Raw genomic sequence first — 19,903 nt, 5'->3', positions numbered from 1 at the left:
GTAAGTAGAGGTTCGGTCAGGGCCCAGCTCTCCATGGCTTAGGCTAGGAGGGTTGGGCGTCTGACCGCCCGTACGACTTACTACGCCGTAGGTCCCCGCACCGCACCCGTCCCGCCACTGAGTGGGGAGAGGGATGGCGCATACAGGAAACCCCGGCGAGAGAGGCCGAAGGCCAATTCATGACCATGACTGATCCGATCGCAGACATGCTTACGCGTCTGCGTAACGCGAACTCGGCGTACCACGACACCGTGGGTATGCCGCACAGCAAGATCAAGTCGCACATCGCGGAGATCCTCCAGCAGGAGGGCTTCATCACGGGCTGGAAGGTCGAGGACGCCGAGGTCGGCAAGAACCTCGTCCTCGAGCTGAAGTTCGGCCCGAACCGTGAGCGCTCCATCGCGGGCATCAAGCGGATCTCCAAGCCCGGTCTCCGGGTGTACGCGAAGTCCACCAACCTGCCGAAGGTGCTCGGCGGCCTCGGCGTGGCGATCATCTCCACGTCTCACGGGCTCCTCACCGACAAGCAGGCCGGCAAGAAGGGCGTAGGCGGAGAAGTTCTCGCCTACGTCTGGTAGCGGAAGGGAACGGAGGAAACAGCTATGTCGCGTATTGGCAAGCTCCCCATCACGGTTCCCGCCGGCGTGGACGTCACCATCGACGGCCGTACGGTGCAGGTGAAGGGCCCGAAGGGGACCCTCTCCCACACCATTGCGGCGCCGATCGAGATCGCTAAGGGTGAGGACGGCGTTCTGAACGTCACCCGCCCGAACGACGAGCGTCAGAACAAGGCCCTCCACGGCCTGTCCCGCACGCTGGTGGCGAACATGATCACCGGCGTGACCCAGGGTTACGTGAAGAAGCTCGAAATCAGCGGTGTCGGTTACCGCGTCCTGGCGAAGGGCTCCAACCTGGAGTTCTCGCTCGGCTACAGCCACTCGATCACTGTCGAGGCGCCCGAGGGCATCACCTTCAAGGTGGAGGCTCCGACCCGTTTCTCGGTCGAGGGCATCGACAAGCAGAAGGTCGGCGAGGTTGCGGCCAACATCCGCAAGCTGCGCAAGCCCGACCCGTACAAGGCCAAGGGCGTCAAGTACGAAGGCGAAGTCATCCGCCGCAAGGTCGGAAAGGCGGGTAAGTAAGCCATGGCATACGGTGTCAAGATTGCTAAGGGCGACGCTTACAAGCGTGCTGCCATCAAGCGTCGTCACATCCGGATCCGGAAGCACATCTCGGGTACGGCTGAGCGTCCGCGCCTGGTCGTGACGCGCTCCAACCGCCACATCGTGGCCCAGGTCATCGACGACATCAAGGGTCACACCCTGGCGTCGGCGTCGACCCTGGACGCGTCGATCCGCGGCGAGGGCGAGAAGTCCGCGCAGGCCGGCAAGGTCGGCGCCCTGGTCGCCGAGCGCGCCAAGGCCGCGGGCGTCGAGGCTGTCGTATTCGACCGTGGTGGTAACCAGTACGCCGGGCGCATTGCCGCTCTGGCGGACGCCGCCCGCGAAGCCGGACTCAAGTTCTGAGTCGGTTCCGTAGCTAGCGGAAACAGAGAGAGGTAATTCCAATGGCTGGACCCCAGCGCCGCGGAAGCGGTGCCGGTGGCGGCGAGCGGCGGGACCGGAAGGGCCGTGACGGCGGCGCTGCTGCCGCCGAGAAGACCGCGTACGTTGAGCGCGTCGTCGCGATCAACCGCGTCGCCAAGGTTGTGAAGGGTGGTCGTCGCTTCAGCTTCACCGCGCTGGTCGTGGTGGGCGATGGTGACGGCACCGTCGGCGTCGGTTACGGCAAGGCCAAGGAGGTGCCGGCCGCCATCGCCAAGGGTGTTGAGGAGGCCAAGAAGCACTTCTTCAAGGTCCCCCGTATCCAGGGCACCATCCCGCACCCGATCACGGGCGAGAAGGCCGCGGGCGTCGTCCTGCTCAAGCCTGCTTCCCCCGGTACCGGCGTTATCGCCGGTGGCCCGGTGCGTGCGGTGCTCGAGTGCGCCGGCGTCCACGACATCCTGTCGAAGTCGCTCGGCTCGTCCAACGCGATCAACATCGTGCACGCGACCGTGGCGGCCCTCAAGGGTCTGCAGCGTCCCGAGGAGATCGCGGCTCGCCGTGGTCTGCCCCTCGAGGACGTCGCCCCTGCGGCTCTGCTGCGTGCGCGTGCGGGAGCGGGTGCGTAATCATGGCTCAGCTCAAGATCACGCAGACGAAGTCGTACATCGGCAGCAAGCAGAACCACCGCGACACCCTTCGTTCGCTTGGCCTCAAGCGGATCAACGACGTGGTCGTCAAGGAGGACCGCCCCGAGTTCCGCGGAATGGTGCACACCGTCCGCCACCTCGTGACGGTTGAGGAGGTCGACTGATCATGGCGGAGAACAACCCGCTCAAGATCCACAACCTCCGTCCCGCCCCGGGCGCCAAGACCGCCAAGACCCGTGTGGGTCGTGGTGAGGCGTCGAAGGGTAAGACGGCTGGTCGTGGTACCAAGGGCACGAAGGCCCGTTACCAGGTTCCGGAGCGCTTCGAGGGTGGCCAGATGCCCCTCCACATGCGTCTTCCGAAGCTGAAGGGCTTCAAGAACCCGTTCAAGACCGAGTTCCAGGTCGTGAACCTCGACAAGCTGGCGTCGCTGTACCCGGAGGGTGGCGAGGTCACCGTCGAGGGTCTCGTCGCCAAGGGTGCCGTTCGCAAGAACAGCCTCGTCAAGGTCCTCGGCCAGGGCGAGATCTCCGTGGCGCTGCAGGTGACGGTCGACGCCGTCTCCGGCTCCGCCAAGGAGAAGATCACCGCTGCCGGCGGTACCGTCACCGAGCTCGTCTGACCGACGTCTCGCTGACTTGAACGACCCGACCGGGGATGCCTCTCGCAGGCATCCCCGGTCGGCGTTTGTGCGTGTTCGGGGCGGAATCCGAATTCCTCCCCCGCGATCCGGTGACGGGACGTTCTGCGGGCGCTCAGGCCCGAATCCCGCGGCTCGACCGGACGGGTGCTTCACACCGGAGGGTGGCCGGAAGCTGCTCGTGAGTGATTGCGGGAGATCGTCGTTCCGAGATGCCGCTGGTATCGGTAGGCTGTGCCGCTGGTGCCCAATGCGTTGCCGGGGTGCCGTAATCTCGTTTGACAGGCCATCATCCCTTTTGACCATCACCTCACGCGACGATACGCGGGGGTCGCAGGAGGCACCGTGCTCACCGCGTTCGCCCGGGCGTTCAGGACGCCCGACCTGCGCAAGAAGCTGCTCTTCACGCTCGGCATCATCGTGGTCTACCGGGTCGGTACCCACATTCCGATCCCGGGAGTCGACTACAAGAACGTCCAGACCTGTATCGATGCGGCGTCGCAAGGCGGCAGCCAGGGTCTGTTCGGTCTGGTCAACATGTTCAGCGGTGGCGCACTGCTGCAGATCACGATCTTCGCGCTCGGCATCATGCCGTACATCACCGCGAGCATCATCCTTCAGCTGCTGACGGTGGTGATCCCGCGCCTGGAGGCCCTCAAGAAGGAGGGCCAGGCCGGCACCGCGAAGATCACGCAGTACACCCGATACCTGACGGTGGCGCTGGCCATCCTGCAGGGCACCGGCCTCGTGGCCACCGCCCGCAGCGGCGCGCTGTTCAGCACCTGCCCGGTCGCCAACCAGATCGTGCCGGACCAGTCGATCTTCGTGACCATCACCATGGTCATCACGATGACCGCCGGTACCGCCGTCGTCATGTGGCTCGGTGAGCTCATCACCGACCGCGGCATCGGCAACGGCATGTCGATCCTGATGTTCATCTCGATCGCCGCCACCTTCCCGGCCGCCCTCTGGGCGATCAAGCAGCAGGGCTCGCTGGCCGACGGCTGGATCGAGTTCGGCACCGTGATCCTCGTCGGCCTGGTGATGGTCGGCCTGGTGGTCTTCGTCGAGCAGGCCCAGCGCCGCATCCCGGTGCAGTACGCGAAGCGCATGATCGGGCGTCGGTCCTACGGCGGTACGTCCACGTACATCCCGTTGAAGGTGAATCAGGCAGGTGTGATTCCTGTCATCTTCGCGTCGTCGCTGCTCTACATTCCGGCCCTGGTCGCCCAGTTCTCGAACGGCACCTCTGGCTGGAAGACGTGGATCGAGCAGAATCTGACCAAGGGCGACCACCCGATTTACATCACTATGTACTTCCTTCTGATCGTTTTCTTCGCGTTCTTCTACGTGGCGATCTCGTTCAACCCCGAGGAAGTCGCGGACAACATGAAGAAGTATGGTGGCTTCATCCCGGGCATCCGGGCTGGCAGGCCGACCGCTGAGTACCTCAGCTACGTACTCAACCGGATCACCTGGCCGGGTTCGCTGTATCTGGGCCTGATCGCTCTCGTACCGACGATGGCGTTGGTTGGCTTCGGGGCAAGCCAGAACTTCCCGTTCGGTGGCACCAGCATCCTGATCATCGTGGGTGTCGGTCTCGAGACGGTGAAGCAGATCGAGAGCCAGCTTCAGCAGCGCAATTACGAAGGGTTCCTCCGCTGATGCGAATCGTCCTCGTCGGGCCGCCCGGTGCCGGCAAGGGAACGCAGGCTGCGTTCCTCGCGCAGAACCTGTCGATCCCGCACATCTCCACGGGCGACCTCTTCCGCGCCAACATCAGCCGGCAGACGGAACTCGGCAAGCTCGCCAAGTCCTACATGGACGCGGGCAACCTGGTTCCGGACGAGGTCACCATCGCCATGGCGAAGGACCGCATGGAGCAGCCGGACGCCGAGAACGGCTTCCTGCTGGACGGCTTCCCGCGCAACGTGCTGCAGGCCGAGGCGCTGGACGCCATGCTCAAGGCCGAGGGCATGAAGCTGGACGCGGTCCTGGACCTGGAGGTCCCCGAGGACGAGGTGGTCAAGCGCATCGCTGGTCGCCGCGTGTGCCGCAAGGACTCGAGCCACGTGTTCCACGTGGAGTACAAGAAGCCGGCCAAGGAAGGCGTCTGCGACGTCTGCGGCGGCGAGCTGTACCAGCGCGACGACGACTCCGAGGAGACCGTCCGCAAGCGACTCGAGGTCTACCACACGCAGACCGAGCCGATCATCGACTACTACCGGGCGCAGAACCTGGTCGTCACGATCTCCGCGCTCGGCAAGGTCGAGGACGTCACCGCGCGGGCGATGGACGCGCTCAAGCAGCAGGTGGACAGCAAGTAGCAGTGGACGTTGCTCCGGCCGCGGTGCCCTCGACGGGCGTCGCGGCCGTAGTGTTGTGTACGTAACGGATGTCGGAGAAGACGGAGAGCGCAGGCCGCCATGGTGCAGATCAAGACCCCCGAGCAGATCGCCAAGATGCGTGAGGCGGGCCTGGTCGTCGCCGCCATTCATGCGGCCACGCGTGAGGCGGCCGTGCCCGGCGCCACCACGAAGGACCTGGACGAGGTCGCGCGCAAGGTGCTCGACGAGCACGGCGCCAAGTCGAACTTCCTCGGATACGGCGGCTTCCCCGCGACGATCTGCACCTCGGTCAACGAGGTCGTCGTCCACGGCATCCCGGACGACAAGACCGTCCTGAAGGACGGCGACATCATCTCGATCGACGCCGGTGCGATCGTCGACGGCTGGCACGGCGACGCCGCCTACACCGCCTTCGTCGGTTCCGGGCACGCCGCGGAGCTGGTCGAGCTCTCCCGGGTGACCGAGGAGTCGATGTGGGCGGGCATCGCCGCCATGAAGCTCGGCAACCGCCTGGTCGACGTCTCCCGGGCCATCGAGACGTACATCCGCCGCCAGCCCAAGCCGGGCGGCGGCAAGTACGGGATCGTCGAGGACTACGGCGGCCACGGCATCGGCACCGAGATGCACATGGACCCGCACCTGCTGAACTACGTCGAGCGCCGCCGCGGCAAGGGCCCCAAGCTGGTCCCCGGCTTCTGCCTCGCGATCGAGCCGATGGTCTCCCTCGGCACCCCCCGGACCGAGGTCCTCGAGGACGACTGGACGGTCATCACGACCGACGGCACCTGGTCCTCGCACTGGGAGCACTCCGTCGCGCTGACCGAGGAGGGCCCGCTGGTCCTCACCGCTCCCGACGGCGGCCGGGCCAAGCTCGCCGAGTACGGCGTCACGGCCGCTCCCGATCCGCTTGCTTAAGGATCACCTCTGTGGGGCAAACTTCCTCGATTCGTCTTTCCGGGTGCGCTGACGTAGACTGACTCGTCGGCTCTCGTGCACCCGCATGCCTGCATGCGCTCACCACGCGAGCCGATCAAGGTAGTCGATTCGAAGGGCGAAGCGTGGCCAAGAAGCAAGGTGCCATCGAGATCGAGGGCACTGTCGTCGAGTCTCTTCCGAACGCCATGTTCAAGGTCGAGCTCCAGAACGGCCACCAGGTCCTGGCACACATCAGCGGCAAGATGCGTATGCACTACATCCGCATCCTCCCTGACGACCGGGTCGTGGTGGAGCTGTCTCCGTACGACCTGACGCGTGGCCGGATCGTCTACCGGTACAAGTAGATCTTGCCTGTGCCCCGTGTCCGCGGGGCGGTGGCACTGACCCGGAGAACCTCACCAATGAAGGTCAAGCCGAGCGTCAAGAAGATCTGCGACAAGTGCAGGGTGATCCGCCGTCACGGCCGGGTCATGGTCATCTGCGAAAACCCGCGCCACAAGCAGCGCCAGGGCTGACGCACGACCGCACCTTCTGCATCCGCAGATACTTCGCGCGACGCAAGCAGTACATGTTCATACGCAGAGCCCAGGTCTGAGTCCCATCAGTCCTGACACCCCCGGTCGGAGGCCGGGGACCCGGGCCGTACCGACTCTTCCCGAGGGAGGACGACGGCGGGCGGGATCCGGTTCTGCGGAAGACCTCCGAACGACAACTGGAGCCATTGAATGGCACGCGTTTCCGGTGTTGACATCCCGCGCGACAAGCGCGTGGAGGTCGCCCTCACCTACGTGTTCGGCATCGGCCGGACCCTCTCGCAGAAGACGCTGGCCGAGACCGGCGTCAACCCGAACACCCGCGTTCGCGACCTCTCCGAGGAGGAGCTGGTCAAGATCCGCGAGTTCGTGGACAACAACATCAAGACCGAGGGTGACCTCCGTCGTGAGGTTCAGGCCGACATCCGCCGCAAGGTCGAGATCGGCTGCTACCAGGGTCTGCGTCACCGTCGTGGCCTGCCCGTCCACGGTCAGCGCACCAGCACGAACGCTCGTACCCGCAAGGGCCCGCGTCGCGCCATCGCCGGCAAGAAGAAGCCGGGCAAGAAGTAGTCCTCAGCGGACGCTGCGGCTGTCCGGGCCCGCCCCGGACGCCCGCATTCCAGCGGTCTTCGCTGTAGGACCGACCACCTCCCGTAGGAGAACAAGACATGCCCCCCAAGGGACGTCAGGGCGCCGCCAAGAAGGTGCGCCGCAAGGAAAAGAAGAACGTCGCTCACGGCCACGCGCACATCAAGAGCACGTTCAACAACACGATCGTGTCCATCACGGACCCGACCGGCAACGTGATCTCCTGGGCCTCCGCCGGCCACGTCGGCTTCAAGGGCTCGCGCAAGTCCACCCCCTTCGCCGCGCAGATGGCCGCCGAGTCGGCCGCCCGCCGCGCGCAGGAGCACGGCATGCGCAAGGTCGACGTCTTCGTCAAGGGTCCCGGCTCCGGCCGTGAGACCGCGATCCGCTCCCTCCAGGCCACCGGCCTCGAGGTCGGCTCGATCCAGGACGTCACCCCCACCCCGCACAACGGCTGCCGTCCGCCCAAGCGCCGCCGCGTCTGAGGCTCGGTTGTCTTGAGGATTCGGGCGGTACGGCTCTTCGGCCGTGCCGCCCGTACCCTTGCAGTAACCGCACGGTCGAACGTGCGATCCGTCGGGCGTCAAATAGCGGGCGTCCACGAAAGAAGGATCTGATTCACACATGCTGATCGCTCAGCGCCCCTCGTTGACCGAAGAGGTCGTCGACGAATTCCGCTCCCGGTTCGTGATCGAGCCGCTGGAGCCGGGCTTCGGTTACACCCTCGGCAACTCCCTGCGCCGTACGCTCCTCTCCTCGATCCCGGGTGCGGCGGTCACGTCCATCCGCATCGACGGCGTTCTGCACGAGTTCACCACCGTGCCGGGCGTCAAGGAGGACGTCACCGACCTGATCCTCAACATCAAGCAGCTGGTCGTCTCCTCGGAGCACGACGAGCCGGTCGTGATGTACCTGCGCAAGCAGGGCCCGGGTCTGGTCACCGCCGCCGACATCGCGCCCCCGGCCGGTGTCGAGGTGCACAACCCCGACCTCGTCCTCGCCACGCTCAACGGCAAGGGCAAGCTGGAGATGGAGCTGACCGTCGAGCGCGGTCGCGGCTACGTCTCCGCCGTCCAGAACAAGCAGGTCGGTCAGGAGATCGGGCGCATCCCGGTCGACTCGATCTACTCGCCGGTTCTCAAGGTCACCTACAAGGTCGAGGCGACCCGTGTCGAGCAGCGCACAGACTTCGACAAGCTGATCGTCGACGTCGAGACCAAGCAGGCCATGCGTCCCCGTGACGCCATGGCGTCGGCCGGCAAGACCCTGGTCGAGCTGTTCGGTCTGGCCCGCGAGCTCAACATCGACGCCGAGGGCATCGACATGGGCCCGTCCCCCACGGACGCCGCCCTCGCCGCCGATCTCGCCCTGCCGATCGAGGAGCTCGAGCTCACCGTTCGGTCGTACAACTGCCTCAAGCGTGAGGGCATCCACTCCGTGGGTGAGCTCGTCGCCCGCTCCGAGGCCGACCTCCTCGACATTCGCAACTTCGGTGCGAAGTCCATCGACGAGGTCAAGGCCAAGCTCGCCGGCATGGGCCTGGCTCTCAAGGACTCGCCTCCCGGGTTCGACCCGACCGCCGCCGCCGACGCCTTCGGCGCCGACGACGACGCGGACGCGGGCTTCGTGGAGACCGAGCAGTACTGACAGCTCGGGACCGCCGCCGGTTCTCGGGTGCGGTGCGCTGTGGCCGATCGGCCCACGCGACGGAGTCGCCTGTCGACAGCGTCCCGCGCCCCCTTCCGGACCGCCCCTTCGGGGGCGTGTTCGGATCTTCGACGGGCAGCCGCCCGCTCGGACACTGACCTCGGTACCTGATACGGCCGGGGCAGACACCTAGGAGAAACACCATGCCGAAGCCCACCAAGGGTGCCCGTCTGGGCGGCAGCGCCGCGCACGAGAAGCTGCTCCTCGCGAACCTCGCGAAGTCGCTCTTCGAGCACGGCCGCATCACCACCACCGAGGCCAAGGCCCGCCGCCTGCGTCCCTACGCCGAGCGTCTGGTCACCAAGGCGAAGAAGGGCGACCTTCACAACCGCCGTCAGGTGCTCTCGGTGATCACGGACAAGAGCATCGTGCACACGCTCTTCACCGAGATCGGCCCGCGCTACGAGAACCGCCCGGGTGGCTACACCCGTATCACCAAGATCGGTAACCGCCGGGGCGACAACGCGCCCATGGCCGTCATCGAGCTGGTGGAGGCCCTGACCGTGGCCCAGCAGGCCACCGGTGAGGCCGAGGCGGCGACCAAGCGTTCCGCCAAGGACGCCGAGGCTCCGGCCAAGGCCGAGGACACCAAGGTCGAGGACGCCCCCGAGGCTCCCGCCGAGGAGTCCAAGGACGCCTGAGGCTCTGCCTGGCTGTGAGCGGGTCCGTCCCTTCGGGGGCGGGCCCGCTTCCGCGTGTCCGGAGCGATTCCGGGCCTGAGAGGATCAGCGTGTGAGTGACGAAGCAGAGCCCGGGTTCGTGCGGGTGCGGTTGGATCTGTCGTACGACGGCAGCGGGTTCTCCGGGTGGGCCAAGCAGGCCAGTGGCCGGCGGACCGTGCAGGGCGAGATCGAGGACGCCCTGCGCACGGTCACGCGGTCCGGGGAGACCACGTACGAGCTGACGGTGGCGGGCCGGACGGACGCCGGCGTGCACGCCCGGGGGCAGGTGGCGCACGTCGACCTGCCCGTGGAGCTGTGGGCGGAGCACCGCGAGAAGCTGCTCAAGCGGCTCGCGGGGCGGCTCTCCAAGGATGTGCGGGTGTGGTCCCTGACCGAGGCGCCGAGCGGCTTCAACGCGCGGTTCTCGGCGATCTGGCGGCGCTACGCGTACCGGGTCACCGACAACCCCGGCGGCGTCGACCCGCTGCTGCGGGGACACGTGCTGTGGCACGACTGGCCGCTGGACGTCGACGCCATGAACGAGGCCGCCGCCCGGCTCGTCGGGGAGCACGACTTCGCCGCCTACTGCAAGAAGCGGGAGGGCGCGACCACCATCCGCACCCTGCAGGAGCTGAGCCTCGTGCGCGACGCCGACGGGGTGATCACGGCGACGGTGCGCGCCGACGCGTTCTGCCACAACATGGTGCGCTCGCTGATCGGGGCGCTGCTGTTCGTGGGGGACGGGCACCGCGGGCCCGAGTGGCCGGGGAAGGTGCTGGCCGCCGGGGTGCGCGACTCCGCCGTGCACGTCGTACGGCCGCACGGGCTGACGCTGGAGGAGGTCGGCTATCCCGCCGACGAGCTGCTCGCCGCGCGCAGCAAGGAGGCGCGGAACCGGCGCACGCTGCCGGGAGTCCAGCCGGGCTGCTGCTGAACTCCCGGTGTCGCGCTACTGGTTGGCCGCCGCGGACGCCTGTGCCTCACCGCGGCGGCGGATCTGGCGGAAGGTGAACTCGGCGAGGTCGTCGCCGGTGGTGAAGACCTTGGCGTCCTTCGTCGTCACGTCCTTGCCGCTGGTGAACCCGGCGAGCGTGAAGTAGGCGTAGCGGCCGAAGGAGTTGGTGGTCGAGCGGCAGATCGCGGTGCGGCAGAACGTGGGCACCCCGGAGCCGGACAGCGAGGCGACGATGCTCTTCTTGTCCGCGTCCGTCTTGGCCTTGGTCGCCTGCGCCTCGGTGTCGAAGACGGCGACACCGACGGTCACCGCGACGCCGTCCTTGATGTAGGTGACCCGCAGGACCCGCGTGCAGTCGTTCTTGGTGAGCACGGCGGGGAGGGTGTTCTGCGCGGCGGACGCGCAGTCGGTCGTGGAGGCGGTCGGGCCCTTGCGGTAGACGCGCTCACCCATCGTCAGCTGCGACCCGGGGAAGAGGATGTCCGGGCTGAGCGGCGCGGTGTCCTTCTTCACGCTGGATATGAAGTCCTTCGGATCCAGCGGGGGAGGGGCCGACGTCGGCTCGAACGAGGGCGTCGGATCGGCGGTGCCGCTCGGGATGTCCGCGGTGGCGGGCAGGCCGCTCGGCGCATTGGTGGCCTGGTCGTCACCGTTCGAGGAGACGACCGCCACCGCCACCGCGGCGCCCACCGCGACGGTGGCCAGGGCCGCGCCGCCGACCAGCAGCAGCCTGCGGCGCCGGTTGCGCGACTCGGACGCCTCGGCGAGTGCCGCCCAGTCCGGCGTGGAGTTGTCCCACTGCGGCTGCTGAGAACCCGGTTTCCAGGGATCCCACGGGGGCTCCCCCTGCCCATAACTCATGGGGCGCATCTTAGACGTGCCGCGGGGGGTGCCGTTCCGCCCCGACGGGCACTTGAGCCCCTAGCGTGATCTGAATGCACACGGGCAAAAGTGACATCTCCGGATGGTTGGTGCGCCGGGCCTCCTGGCATGTGTGGCTGGTGCCGGTGGTGGTGCTCTGCGCCGGCGTCGTGGGCGTCGCGCGCCGCAGCGCCGACGGCGGGATGGACAACGCGATCGTCGTCCGCGCCGCCCGTACCTGGCTGGACGGGGGCTCTCCCTACGCCGACCCGCACTTCCTCTATCTGCCGAGCGCCGTCCTCGCCGCGGTGCCGCAGGCGCTGCTGCCGCCGACCGCGCTGAAGGTGCTGGTCCCGCTGACGGTGACCGCTCTGCTGGTGGCGGCCTGGGCCTGCGCCCTGCGGATCCACGGGGTGCCGTGGGCCAGCCGTTTCGCCGCGGTGGGCCTGGCCGGTCTCGCGCTGGGCTTCGCGCCCTTCGGGCATCTGGTGCGACTGGGCAACTGGACCGTGACCGCCGCTCTGGCGCTGCCTCTGGCGCTGCTGTGCGCGGTGCGCGGGCGGTGGGTGACGGCGGGCGCGGTGATCGGCGCCGCCATCGCCCTGAAGCCGCTGCTGGCGCCGGTGGCGCTGCTGTTCGTCTTCGCCGGCCGGTGGCGGGCGCTGGCGGCGGCGGTGCTGGTGCCGGCGGCGCTCTCCGGCGGCGCGGCGCTGCTGATGCCGGATCCGGCGGGGTTCGTGACGCGGACGCTGCCGTTCCTGCTGCGCGGCGGGGACGACTTCGTCCGGCTCTACGAGGCGTCGCCGGGGGCGGTGCTGCCGCGGCTCGGGGTGCCGGCGGGGATCGCCGCGCCGCTCGCGCTGGCCGCGGCGGTGTGCGGGACGTGGTGCGCGTACCGGCGCTGGCGGCTCGGTGATCCCGGGCCGCTGCGGATCGTGGAGACGGCGGTGCTGCTGATGCTGTCGGCGTTCCTGGTCTCGCGGCCGTCGTACGACCACTACCTGCTGGTCGTGGTGCCGCTGCTGCTCGCCGGTGCGCCGTCCGCGGGCTCGGTGGCGCGCGGCCCCTGGTTCTGGCTCGCGCTGGTGCCGCAGATCCCCGGCTTCACCTGGCCCTACCTGGAGCCGGAGACCAGGCGGGCTTTCAAGGACTGTCTTACGCTGTGCGTACTGGCCGCCTCGGTGGCCGTGCGGCCGGAACTCCTTGCGCGGACCGGGGCCCGGAGCCCGGTGACGCGGGTCGTCCCGGCCCGCCCCGCGGAGCGGGAGGACTGCTCCCGGCGGTAGCGTCATAGCGGCCGGCACGGTCGCGGCGACAGCCGCCGGACGGGTGGTGCACGCGCGTTTTGACCCGTCCGAGGCAGGACGGTACTCTTGCAGTTCGTTATGTGTATTGGCTTGCTCATTCTCACGTGAGGGGCCCTTACACCGGTCCACCGGGCCGATGACCAGCGACCAGCACGCGGTTTGCGTCACCGCAGTGCGGTCAGGGCTGTCGTGATCGTCCGTGGTGGCCATGTCAGGACCCACTCACTGAAGAAGCGAAGGCTACGACCGTGCGTACGTACAGCCCCAAGCCCGGCGACATCACTCGCCAGTGGTACGTCATCGACGCCCAGGATGTCGTCCTGGGTCGTCTGGCGACCACTGCCGCGAACATCCTGCGGGGCAAGCACAAGCCGATCTACGCGCCCCACGTCGACGCTGGTGACTTCGTCATCATCATCAACGCCGACAAGGTGCACCTCTCCGGCAACAAGAAGACCCAGAAGCTGGCGTACCGCCACTCCGGTTACCCGGGTGGTCTGCGCTCCGTCCGTTACGACGAGCTGCTGGCGAAGAACCCCGAGAAGGCCGTCGAGAAGGCCATCAAGGGCATGATCCCCAAGAACACCCTGGGCCGTCAGGTGCTCTCGAAGCTGAAGGTCTACTCGGGCGACCAGCACCCGCACGCTGCCCAGCAGCCGGTGCCGTTCGAGATCACCCAGGTCGCGCAGTAGTTCCGGCCACCCCCTAAGACTGAAGAGAATCTGAGGAGAATCGTGGCCGAGACCACCGTTGAGCAGCCGGTTGAAGAGACTGAGCTCGTCGACGTAGAGAACTACACCACCGAGTCCGAGGTCCCCGTCGAGGGCGAGTACACCTCCGAGTCGATGGCTTCCCGCTTCGGTGACCCGCAGCCGGCCGCCGGCCTGGGCCGTCGCAAGAACGCCATCGCGCGTGTGCGCATCGTGCCGGGCAGCGGCAAGTGGAGGGTCAACGGGCGCACGCTCGAGGACTACTTCCCGAACAAGGTCCACCAGCAGGAAGTCAACGAGCCCTTCAAGGTGCTCGAGCTCGACGGCCGCTACGACGTCATCGCCCGCATCTCGGGTGGCGGCGTCTCCGGTCAGGCCGGTGCCCTGCGCCTCGGCGTGGCCCGCGCGCTGAACGAGGCGGACGTGGACAACAACCGCCCGGCGCTGAAGAAGGCCGGTTACCTCAAGCGTGACGACCGTGCGGTCGAGCGCAAGAAGGCCGGTCTCAAGAAGGCCCGTAAGGCCCCGCAGTACAGCAAGCGTTAATCGCTGCCTGCTTCGTACGTTCGTTCGCCCCGGCGGCACGCTGTGTGCCGCCGGGGCGTTCGTTTATCACAGCCGTGGGCGTATAACGGCATAAGGCGTTCAAAGGTTTGGCTGCTCGGATGCTTATCGAGGCCTGATAAAGGCCTCATTCACTTTCCGGCACCTCGTCAGGGTCGAGGTGCCGGAGGGTTTCTTCGGGATTTCCGATAGTTCGGAGGACAGCAAGTGGGACGACTCTTCGGCACGGACGGCGTGCGCGGTGTCGCCAATGCGGATCTGACGGCCGAGCTGGCTCTCGGTCTCTCCGTAGCGGCGGCTCACGTACTGGCCGAGGCGGGTACGTTCGAGGGCCACCGGCCGGTGGCGATCGTCGGGCGGGACCCGCGCGCGTCCGGGGAGTTCCTGGAGGCCGCGGTGGTCGCCGGGCTGGCGAGCGCGGGCGTGGACGTCCTGCGGGTCGGTGTGCTCCCCACCCCGGCGGTGGCGTATCTCACCGGCGCGCTCGGCGCCGACCTCGGCGTGATGCTCTCCGCCAGTCACAACGCGATGCCCGACAACGGCATCAAGTTCTTCGCGCGCGGCGGCCACAAGCTCGCCGACGAGCTCGAGGACCGTATCGAGTCCGTCTACGAGGAGCACCGCACCGGCGCTCCCTGGGATCGTCCGACCGGCGCCGGCGTCGGCCGGGTGTCGGCGTACGAGGAGGGCTTCGACAAGTACGTCGCCCACCTGATCAGCGTGCTGCCGAACCGGCTCGACGGGCTGAAGGTCGTCCTCGACGAGGCGCACGGAGCGGCGGCCCGGGTGTCGCCCGAGGCCTTCACGCAGGCCGGCGCCGAGATCGTCACGATCGGTGCCGACCCGGACGGCCTCAACATCAACGACGGCTGCGGATCGACCCACCTGGACCTGCTGAAGGCGGCCGTCGTCGAGCACGGCGCGCACCTCGGCATCGCGCACGACGGCGACGCCGACCGCTGCCTCGCCGTGGACCACACGGGCGCGGAGGTGGACGGCGACCAGATCCTGGCCGTGCTGGCGCTGGCGATGCGGGAGCGTTCCGCCCTCCGGTCCGACACCGTCGTGGCCACGGTCATGTCCAACTTGGGCTTCAAGCTCGCCATGGAGCGCGAGGGTGTCTCCCTGGTGCAGACGGCGGTCGGTGACCGCTACGTCCTGGAGGAGATGAAGGAGCACGACTACGCCCTCGGCGGCGAGCAGTCGGGGCACGTCATCGTCCTGGACCACGCGACCACCGGCGACGGCACGCTGACCGGCCTGCTGCTCGCGGCCCGGGTCGCGCAGACCGGCCGTACGCTCCGGGACCTCGCGTCCGTCATGGAGCGGCTGCCGCAGGTGCTCATCAACGTGCCGGACGTCGACAAGTCGCGGGTGAACACCTCCGCCGAACTGGCCACGGCCGTCTCCGACGCCGAGCGTGAACTCGGCGCCACCGGGCGGGTGCTGCTGCGTTCGTCGGGCACCGAGCCGCTGGTGCGCGTGATGGTCGAGGCCGCCGACATCGACCACGCCCGGTCGGTGGCCGGACGGCTCGCGGACGCGGTGAAGTCCGCGCTCGGCTAGGCCGCATCGAACCGGGCCGGTCCGAACCGGCCCGGCCCGCTAGGCGGTTCGGGTCGGTGTGCGCCTGCGCTGCATCGCCCAGAAGCCCTTCTGGGCGAGCAGCGTGAGCGTGCCCGCCACCACGATGCCGCCGAGGTTGGCCAGCAACTGCCAGGTGGAGCCCCAGGTCTGGGAGTAGTCGGCGTAGCTGAAGGCCACCGCCGCGTTGGCCGCCGCCGGGACCGTCGTCACCGAGATCGCGACGCCGATGAGGGCGCCCGACTTGGCCGAGGTGAGCGACAGGGTGCCCGCGATGCCGGCCAGGAACGCGACCACGAAGGACATCGCGTCCGGCTGCCAGATGAACGCGGTGTTGGGCCGCTTCGCCTCCACCATCGACCGCTCGAAGAGCCCGAAGACGTCCATCAGCCAGCTGAAGCCCGCCGTGAGCAGCATCGCCACCGCGAAACCGGCGAGCAGCGCCCACAGGGAACGCCACACCAGCTTCGGGGCGCGCTGCACCAGAGCCGTGGAGATGCCGGCCAGCGGCCCGAACTCCGGTCCCACCGCCATCGCGCCGACGATCAGGATCGCGTTGTCGAGCATCACACCGCAGGCCGCGAGCATCGTGGCGACCGAAAGGAACGCGATGTAGGTGACGTTGAGGGTCGACTCCTCGTGCGTGGCGTCCGACAACTGCTCCCACAACACGGCGTCCGCGCCCTCGCCCGGTGCGTCGTCCTCCGCCTTGTCCGCGTGCTCCGACAGGGACAGGTCGATGTTCTCGACCGCGATGGAACCGGTCCTGTCGAGGCCCAACTCCCTCAGGCCACCGATCAGTTCGTCGCCGGCCTCACGGGCGACGTCGCACATCACCACGTCGCCCGGCGGGTTGCGGGCGGCTCCGGGCAGGACGACGAGATGGGTGGAGCCGACCGTCTTCTCGATCAGGCGGACCACGTCGTCCGTTCGGTCGGCCGGGGTGATGAGGCGCAGATGCAGCATGAGGTCTTTCTACAGGGCTCGTTACAGCTTGCGCAGGCTCAGGCGCTGCACCTTGTGGTCCGGCCCCTTGCGCACGACGAGGGTCGCCCGGCCGCGGGTGGGGGCCACGTTCTCCAGCAGGTTGGGCTTGTTGATGGTCCGCCAGGTGGTGCGGGCGTAGTCGAGGGCCTCCTCCTCCGAGACCTGGGTGTACTTGCGGAAGTACGAGGAGGGGTTCTGGAAGGCCGTGGCGCGCAGCTTGCGGAAGCGGTTGAGGTACCAGCGCTCGATGTCCTCGGCCCGGGCGTCGACGTACACGCTGAAGTCGAAGTAGTCGGCGAGGCCGACGCGGGTGCGGCCGTCCTTGCCGGGGAGAGCCGGCTGCAGGACGTTCAGGCCCTCGACGATGAGGATGTCGGGGCGGCGCACGGTCAGCTTCCGGCCGGGCACGATGTCGTAGATCAGGTGCGAGTAGACGGGGGCGGTCACCTCGTCCTTGCCGGCCTTGATGTCGGCGACGAAGCGGGTGAGGGCGCGCCGGTCGTAGGACTCGGGGAAGCCCTTCCGCGACATCAGGCCGCGCGCCTCCAGGTCCTTCGTGGGGAGCAGGAAGCCGTCCGTGGTGACCAGCTCGACCCGCGGGTGTTCCGGCCAGCGGGAGAGCAGCGCCTGCAGCAGGCGGGCCACCGTGGACTTGCCGACCGCGACGGAGCCGGCGACCCCTATGACGAACGGGGTGCCGGACTGGGAGCCCTGCTCGCCGAGGAACGTGTTGAGGGCGCCGCGCAGCCCGTCGGTCGCGCCGACGTACAGATTCAGCAGCCGGGACAGCGGGAGGTAGATGTCCCGCACCTCGTCGAGGTCGATGACGTCGCCCAGGCCGCGCAGCTTCTCGACCTCCTCGGCGTTCAGCGGCAGCGGCGTCTTTTCGCGCAGCGCGCTCCACTCGGCACGGGTGAGGTCGACGTAGGGAGTCGCCTCCGGCTTGGGCCGGTGGGCGCTCCGCGGCAACGAGGAGACCGGAGAGATCACAGTCCATTGTTACGGGGATTTGAACAGGGTGAGAGGTGGGATCCGTCACGCACGGGCGGGTGACAGCCGTGTCCCAGGTCTGGACCGGAGCGGCGGGTGGGGATAGGTTCCCGCCATCCGGGACGCAGCGTCGCATTCCGGAAGCGCGGGGGGTTGGGAGTGGCGAACGCCATGCACATCCGTGATTTCGTACGCCGTAGGCCCGCACCCGTCTCCGCGGCCGCACCGCCCGATCTGGCCGGGCGAGTCTGGAGCGAACTCTCCGTCGACCTGCCCGACGAGGATCTCGGGGAGGACCTCGGCGACTGCCTCGCCCTGTACGAGCTGGGCAGCAAGCCGCGCTGCGAGGAGGTCGAGTACCTCGGGATGGTCCAGGACGCGATCGAGCGGATCGAGCGCGGGGACTGACCCGGGCGGGGCCGGAATTTCCGATATCGGGCACGGGATGCCCGGTCGGGACGAGTCCGGGCCTTTAGGCTGCCAGCCATGTGCGGAATCGTGGGATACGTGGGGTCGCAGTCGGCACTGGACGTGGTGGTGGCCGGACTGAAGCGGCTGGAGTACCGGGGATACGACTCGGCGGGCGTCGCGGTGCTCGCGGACGGCGGACTCGCCGCCGCGAAGCGGGCCGGGAAGCTGGTCAACCTGGAGAAGGAGCTGGTCGACCGGCCGCTGCCGAGCGGTTCGACCGGCATCGGACACACCCGTTGGGCGACGCACGGCGGCCCTACGGACGCGAACGCCCATCCTCACCTGGACAACGCCGGCCGCGTCGCCGTCGTGCACAACGGCATCATCGAGAACTTCGCCGAGCTGCGCGCCGAGCTGGCCGAGCGCGGCCACGAGCTGACCTCGGAGACGGACACCGAGGTGGTGGCGCACCTCCTCGCCGAGGAGTTCTCCTCGTGCGCGGACCTCCCGGAGGCCATGCGGCTGGTGTGCCGCCGGCTGGAGGGCGCGTTCACGCTGGTCGCCGTGCACGCCGACGAGCCGGACGTGGTCGTGGGGGCGCGCCGGAACTCGCCCCTGGTGGTGGGGGTCGGGGAGGGCGAGGCCTTCCTCGCCTCGGACGTCGCCGCGTTCATCGCCCACACGCGGTCGGCGATCGAGCTGGGCCAGGACCAGGTGGTCGAACTGCGCCGCGACGGGGTGACGGTGACCGGCTTCGACGGCCGCCCCGCCGACGTCCGGTCGTACCACGTCGACTGGGACGCCTCGGCGGCCGAGAAGGGCGGCTACGACTACTTCATGCTCAAGGAGATCGCCGAGCAGCCCAAGGCGGTCGCCGACACCCTGCTGGGGCGCATCGACGGGTCCGGTTCGCTGTCGCTGGACGAGGTGCGGATCCCCGTCTCGGTGCTGCGCGAGATCGACAAGGTCGTCATCGTGGCCTGCGGTACGGCCTTCCACGCCGGGATGATCGCCAAGTACGCCATCGAGCACTGGACCCGGGTGCCGTGCGAGGTGGAGCTGGCCAGCGAGTTCCGCTACCGCGACCCGATCCTCGACCCCCGTTCCCTGGTGATCGCCATCTCGCAGTCCGGCGAGACCATGGACACGCTGATGGCCCTGCGGCACGCCCGCGAGCAGGGGTCCCGGGTACTGGCGATCTGCAACACCAACGGGTCGACGATCCCGCGGGAGTCGGACGCGGTGCTCTACACGCACGCGGGTCCGGAGGTCGCCGTCGCCTCCACCAAGGCGTTCCTCACCCAGCTCGTGGCGTGCTACCTGGTGGCGCTCTACCTCGGTCAGGTGCGCGGCACCAAGTGGGGCGACGAGATCCGGGCCGTGATCCGGGACCTGGCGGAGATCTCCCGTTCGGTCGACCGGGTGCTGGAGACCATGGAGCCGGTGCGGGAGCTGGCGCGCTCGCTCGCCGACAAGGACACGGTGCTGTTCCTCGGGCGGCACGTGGGATACCCCGTCGCGCTCGAAGGCGCCCTGAAGCTGAAGGAACTGGCGTACATGCACGCCGAGGGCTTCGCGGCGGGCGAGCTGAAGCACGGGCCGATCGCGCTGATCGAGGAGGATCTGCCGGTCGTCGTGATCGTCCCTTCGCCGCGGGGCCGTTCGGTGCTGCACGACAAGATCGTCTCCAACATCCAGGAGATCCGGGCGCGGGGTGCGCGCACGATCGTGATCGCGGAGGAGGGGGACGAGGCGGTGGTGCCGTACGCGGACCACCTGATCCGCGTCCCGGCGACACCGACCCTGCTCCAGCCCCTGGTGACCACCGTTCCGCTCCAGGTGTTCGCCTGCGAGCTGGCCACGGCCCGCGGCAACGAGGTGGACCAGCCCCGCAACCTCGCCAAGTCCGTGACGGTGGAGTGA

The 19,903-nt window shown here is 68.4% G+C and carries 25 protein-coding genes; 22 read left to right on the top strand and 3 right to left on the bottom strand.

All coding sequences use genetic code 11. From position 1 onward, the window contains the following. Nucleotides 1-179: 179 nt before the first annotated feature. The 16 genes from rpsH to truA all read left to right on the top strand — a co-directional run bounded on the left by rpsH (nt 180) and on the right by truA (nt 10,545). Complete coding sequence (gene rpsH / locus ACZ4NT_RS26440; RefSeq protein WP_010986352.1) at nt 180-578, top strand: 30S ribosomal protein S8; 399 nt, start codon at nt 180-182, stop codon at nt 576-578. 24 nt (nt 579-602) lie between these two features. Beyond that, on the top strand, nt 603-1,142 hold the full coding sequence (gene rplF, locus ACZ4NT_RS26435) for a 50S ribosomal protein L6 (RefSeq protein ID WP_121405504.1): 540 nt from the start codon (nt 603-605) through the stop codon (nt 1,140-1,142). A 3-nt stretch (nt 1,143-1,145) separates the two neighbouring features. Continuing rightward, nucleotides 1,146-1,526, top strand: a complete 381-nt coding sequence (rplR, locus tag ACZ4NT_RS26430) for a 50S ribosomal protein L18 (protein WP_121405505.1) — start codon at nt 1,146-1,148, stop codon at nt 1,524-1,526. Nucleotides 1,527-1,567: 41 nt separating this feature from the next. Beyond that, entirely contained in the window at nt 1,568-2,173 is a 606-nt protein-coding gene (rpsE, locus tag ACZ4NT_RS26425; RefSeq protein ID WP_006376045.1) for a 30S ribosomal protein S5, read from the top strand. 2 nt (nt 2,174-2,175) lie between these two features. After that, nucleotides 2,176-2,358 carry a 50S ribosomal protein L30 gene (gene rpmD / locus ACZ4NT_RS26420; RefSeq protein WP_033319647.1) on the top strand — a complete coding sequence of 61 codons (183 nt, stop codon included), beginning with the start codon at nt 2,176-2,178 and terminating at the stop codon, nt 2,356-2,358. A 2-nt stretch (nt 2,359-2,360) separates the two neighbouring features. Further along, the gene (gene rplO / locus ACZ4NT_RS26415; protein ID WP_093824865.1) at nt 2,361-2,816 is read left to right on the top strand and encodes a 50S ribosomal protein L15; all 456 of its coding nucleotides are present in this window, start codon (nt 2,361-2,363) and stop codon (nt 2,814-2,816) included. Nucleotides 2,817-3,179: 363 nt separating this feature from the next. After that, nucleotides 3,180-4,499, top strand: coding sequence for a preprotein translocase subunit SecY (gene secY / locus ACZ4NT_RS26410; RefSeq protein WP_121405506.1), 1,320 nt, complete (start codon nt 3,180-3,182; stop codon nt 4,497-4,499). Next, the gene (locus ACZ4NT_RS26405; protein ID WP_121405507.1) at nt 4,499-5,161 is read left to right on the top strand and encodes an adenylate kinase; all 663 of its coding nucleotides are present in this window, start codon (nt 4,499-4,501) and stop codon (nt 5,159-5,161) included. The genes secY and ACZ4NT_RS26405 overlap by 1 nt, the downstream gene beginning before the upstream one ends. A gap of 99 nt (nt 5,162-5,260) precedes the next feature. Continuing rightward, nucleotides 5,261-6,097 (top strand): type I methionyl aminopeptidase, encoded by an 837-nt coding sequence (gene map / locus ACZ4NT_RS26400; RefSeq protein WP_121405508.1) that lies wholly within the window; start codon nt 5,261-5,263, stop codon nt 6,095-6,097. Between the two features lie 143 nt (nt 6,098-6,240). Further along, on the top strand, nt 6,241-6,462 hold the full coding sequence (gene infA / locus ACZ4NT_RS26395) for a translation initiation factor IF-1 (RefSeq protein WP_003948620.1): 222 nt from the start codon (nt 6,241-6,243) through the stop codon (nt 6,460-6,462). 57 nt (nt 6,463-6,519) lie between these two features. Beyond that, nucleotides 6,520-6,633, top strand: a complete 114-nt coding sequence (gene rpmJ, locus ACZ4NT_RS26390; protein WP_003998809.1) for a 50S ribosomal protein L36 — start codon at nt 6,520-6,522, stop codon at nt 6,631-6,633. Nucleotides 6,634-6,843: 210 nt separating this feature from the next. Beyond that, nucleotides 6,844-7,224, top strand: a complete 381-nt coding sequence (gene rpsM / locus ACZ4NT_RS26385) for a 30S ribosomal protein S13 (protein ID WP_121405509.1) — start codon at nt 6,844-6,846, stop codon at nt 7,222-7,224. 98 nt (nt 7,225-7,322) lie between these two features. Continuing rightward, nucleotides 7,323-7,727 (top strand): 30S ribosomal protein S11, encoded by a 405-nt coding sequence (gene rpsK, locus ACZ4NT_RS26380; RefSeq protein WP_003948617.1) that lies wholly within the window; start codon nt 7,323-7,325, stop codon nt 7,725-7,727. Between the two features lie 139 nt (nt 7,728-7,866). Next, nucleotides 7,867-8,889: a DNA-directed RNA polymerase subunit alpha gene (locus tag ACZ4NT_RS26375; RefSeq protein WP_003966937.1), complete on the top strand. Its 1,023-nt coding sequence runs from the start codon at nt 7,867-7,869 to the stop codon at nt 8,887-8,889. Nucleotides 8,890-9,092: 203 nt separating this feature from the next. Then, nucleotides 9,093-9,590, top strand: a complete 498-nt coding sequence (gene rplQ / locus ACZ4NT_RS26370; RefSeq protein ID WP_121405510.1) for a 50S ribosomal protein L17 — start codon at nt 9,093-9,095, stop codon at nt 9,588-9,590. 91 nt (nt 9,591-9,681) lie between these two features. Next, on the top strand, nt 9,682-10,545 hold the full coding sequence (gene truA, locus ACZ4NT_RS26365; protein ID WP_467727959.1) for a tRNA pseudouridine(38-40) synthase TruA: 864 nt from the start codon (nt 9,682-9,684) through the stop codon (nt 10,543-10,545). Nucleotides 10,546-10,560: 15 nt separating this feature from the next. Here the strand turns inward: truA and ACZ4NT_RS26360 are convergent, their stop codons facing one another. After that, entirely contained in the window at nt 10,561-11,427 is an 867-nt protein-coding gene (locus ACZ4NT_RS26360) for a hypothetical protein (protein ID WP_121405512.1), read from the bottom strand. A gap of 74 nt (nt 11,428-11,501) precedes the next feature. Here ACZ4NT_RS26360 and ACZ4NT_RS26355 point away from each other — a divergent pair, with 74 nt between their 5' ends. From ACZ4NT_RS26355 to glmM, 4 genes are all read left to right on the top strand, one after another. Beyond that, entirely contained in the window at nt 11,502-12,713 is a 1,212-nt protein-coding gene (locus ACZ4NT_RS26355; RefSeq protein ID WP_467727956.1) for a glycosyltransferase 87 family protein, read from the top strand. Nucleotides 12,714-12,982: 269 nt separating this feature from the next. Further along, on the top strand, nt 12,983-13,426 hold the full coding sequence (gene rplM, locus ACZ4NT_RS26350; protein WP_010986363.1) for a 50S ribosomal protein L13: 444 nt from the start codon (nt 12,983-12,985) through the stop codon (nt 13,424-13,426). A gap of 42 nt (nt 13,427-13,468) precedes the next feature. Next, nucleotides 13,469-13,990, top strand: coding sequence for a 30S ribosomal protein S9 (rpsI, locus tag ACZ4NT_RS26345; protein ID WP_121405514.1), 522 nt, complete (start codon nt 13,469-13,471; stop codon nt 13,988-13,990). 225 nt (nt 13,991-14,215) lie between these two features. Beyond that, nucleotides 14,216-15,574 (top strand): phosphoglucosamine mutase, encoded by a 1,359-nt coding sequence (gene glmM / locus ACZ4NT_RS26340; protein WP_121405515.1) that lies wholly within the window; start codon nt 14,216-14,218, stop codon nt 15,572-15,574. 39 nt (nt 15,575-15,613) lie between these two features. Here glmM and ACZ4NT_RS26335 read toward each other — a convergent pair whose 3' ends face one another. After that, a complete protein-coding gene (locus ACZ4NT_RS26335) occupies nt 15,614-16,558 on the bottom strand; it encodes a DUF389 domain-containing protein (protein ID WP_467727953.1) in 945 nt (314 codons plus the stop codon). Between the two features lie 21 nt (nt 16,559-16,579). After that, the gene (gene coaA / locus ACZ4NT_RS26330; protein ID WP_121405517.1) at nt 16,580-17,569 is read right to left on the bottom strand and encodes a type I pantothenate kinase; all 990 of its coding nucleotides are present in this window, start codon (nt 17,567-17,569) and stop codon (nt 16,580-16,582) included. A 171-nt stretch (nt 17,570-17,740) separates the two neighbouring features. On the opposite strand from coaA, the gene ACZ4NT_RS26325 reads away from it, so the two are divergent. Both ACZ4NT_RS26325 and glmS read left to right on the top strand, forming a co-directional pair. Beyond that, nucleotides 17,741-17,977 (top strand): hypothetical protein, encoded by a 237-nt coding sequence (locus ACZ4NT_RS26325; protein ID WP_467727951.1) that lies wholly within the window; start codon nt 17,741-17,743, stop codon nt 17,975-17,977. Nucleotides 17,978-18,055: 78 nt separating this feature from the next. Then, a complete protein-coding gene (gene glmS / locus ACZ4NT_RS26320) occupies nt 18,056-19,903 on the top strand; it encodes a glutamine--fructose-6-phosphate transaminase (isomerizing) (RefSeq protein WP_121405519.1) in 1,848 nt (615 codons plus the stop codon).

The sequence above is a fragment of the Streptomyces sp. NPDC026417 genome (genome assembly GCF_055567695.1).
Note: the sequence above shows the minus strand (reverse complement) of the source record. Positions and strands in the feature narration are given on the sequence as shown.

Coding starts and splice junctions, on each gene's coding strand:
- rpsH (WP_010986352.1), top strand. CDS start 180: ATGACCATGACTGATCCGATCGCAGACATGCTTACGCGTCTGCGTAAC.
- rplF (WP_121405504.1), top strand. CDS start 603: ATGTCGCGTATTGGCAAGCTCCCCATCACGGTTCCCGCCGGCGTGGAC.
- rplR (WP_121405505.1), top strand. CDS start 1,146: ATGGCATACGGTGTCAAGATTGCTAAGGGCGACGCTTACAAGCGTGCT.
- rpsE (WP_006376045.1), top strand. CDS start 1,568: ATGGCTGGACCCCAGCGCCGCGGAAGCGGTGCCGGTGGCGGCGAGCGG.
- rpmD (WP_033319647.1), top strand. CDS start 2,176: ATGGCTCAGCTCAAGATCACGCAGACGAAGTCGTACATCGGCAGCAAG.
- rplO (WP_093824865.1), top strand. CDS start 2,361: ATGGCGGAGAACAACCCGCTCAAGATCCACAACCTCCGTCCCGCCCCG.
- ACZ4NT_RS26405 (WP_121405507.1), top strand. CDS start 4,499: ATGCGAATCGTCCTCGTCGGGCCGCCCGGTGCCGGCAAGGGAACGCAG.
- map (WP_121405508.1), top strand. CDS start 5,261: ATGGTGCAGATCAAGACCCCCGAGCAGATCGCCAAGATGCGTGAGGCG.
- rpmJ (WP_003998809.1), top strand. CDS start 6,520: ATGAAGGTCAAGCCGAGCGTCAAGAAGATCTGCGACAAGTGCAGGGTG.
- rpsM (WP_121405509.1), top strand. CDS start 6,844: ATGGCACGCGTTTCCGGTGTTGACATCCCGCGCGACAAGCGCGTGGAG.
- rpsK (WP_003948617.1), top strand. CDS start 7,323: ATGCCCCCCAAGGGACGTCAGGGCGCCGCCAAGAAGGTGCGCCGCAAG.
- ACZ4NT_RS26375 (WP_003966937.1), top strand. CDS start 7,867: ATGCTGATCGCTCAGCGCCCCTCGTTGACCGAAGAGGTCGTCGACGAA.
- rplQ (WP_121405510.1), top strand. CDS start 9,093: ATGCCGAAGCCCACCAAGGGTGCCCGTCTGGGCGGCAGCGCCGCGCAC.
- ACZ4NT_RS26360 (WP_121405512.1), bottom strand. CDS start 11,427: ATGAGTTATGGGCAGGGGGAGCCCCCGTGGGATCCCTGGAAACCGGGT.
- ACZ4NT_RS26355 (WP_467727956.1), top strand. CDS start 11,502: ATGCACACGGGCAAAAGTGACATCTCCGGATGGTTGGTGCGCCGGGCC.
- ACZ4NT_RS26335 (WP_467727953.1), bottom strand. CDS start 16,558: ATGCTGCATCTGCGCCTCATCACCCCGGCCGACCGAACGGACGACGTG.
- ACZ4NT_RS26325 (WP_467727951.1), top strand. CDS start 17,741: ATGCACATCCGTGATTTCGTACGCCGTAGGCCCGCACCCGTCTCCGCG.
- glmS (WP_121405519.1), top strand. CDS start 18,056: ATGTGCGGAATCGTGGGATACGTGGGGTCGCAGTCGGCACTGGACGTG.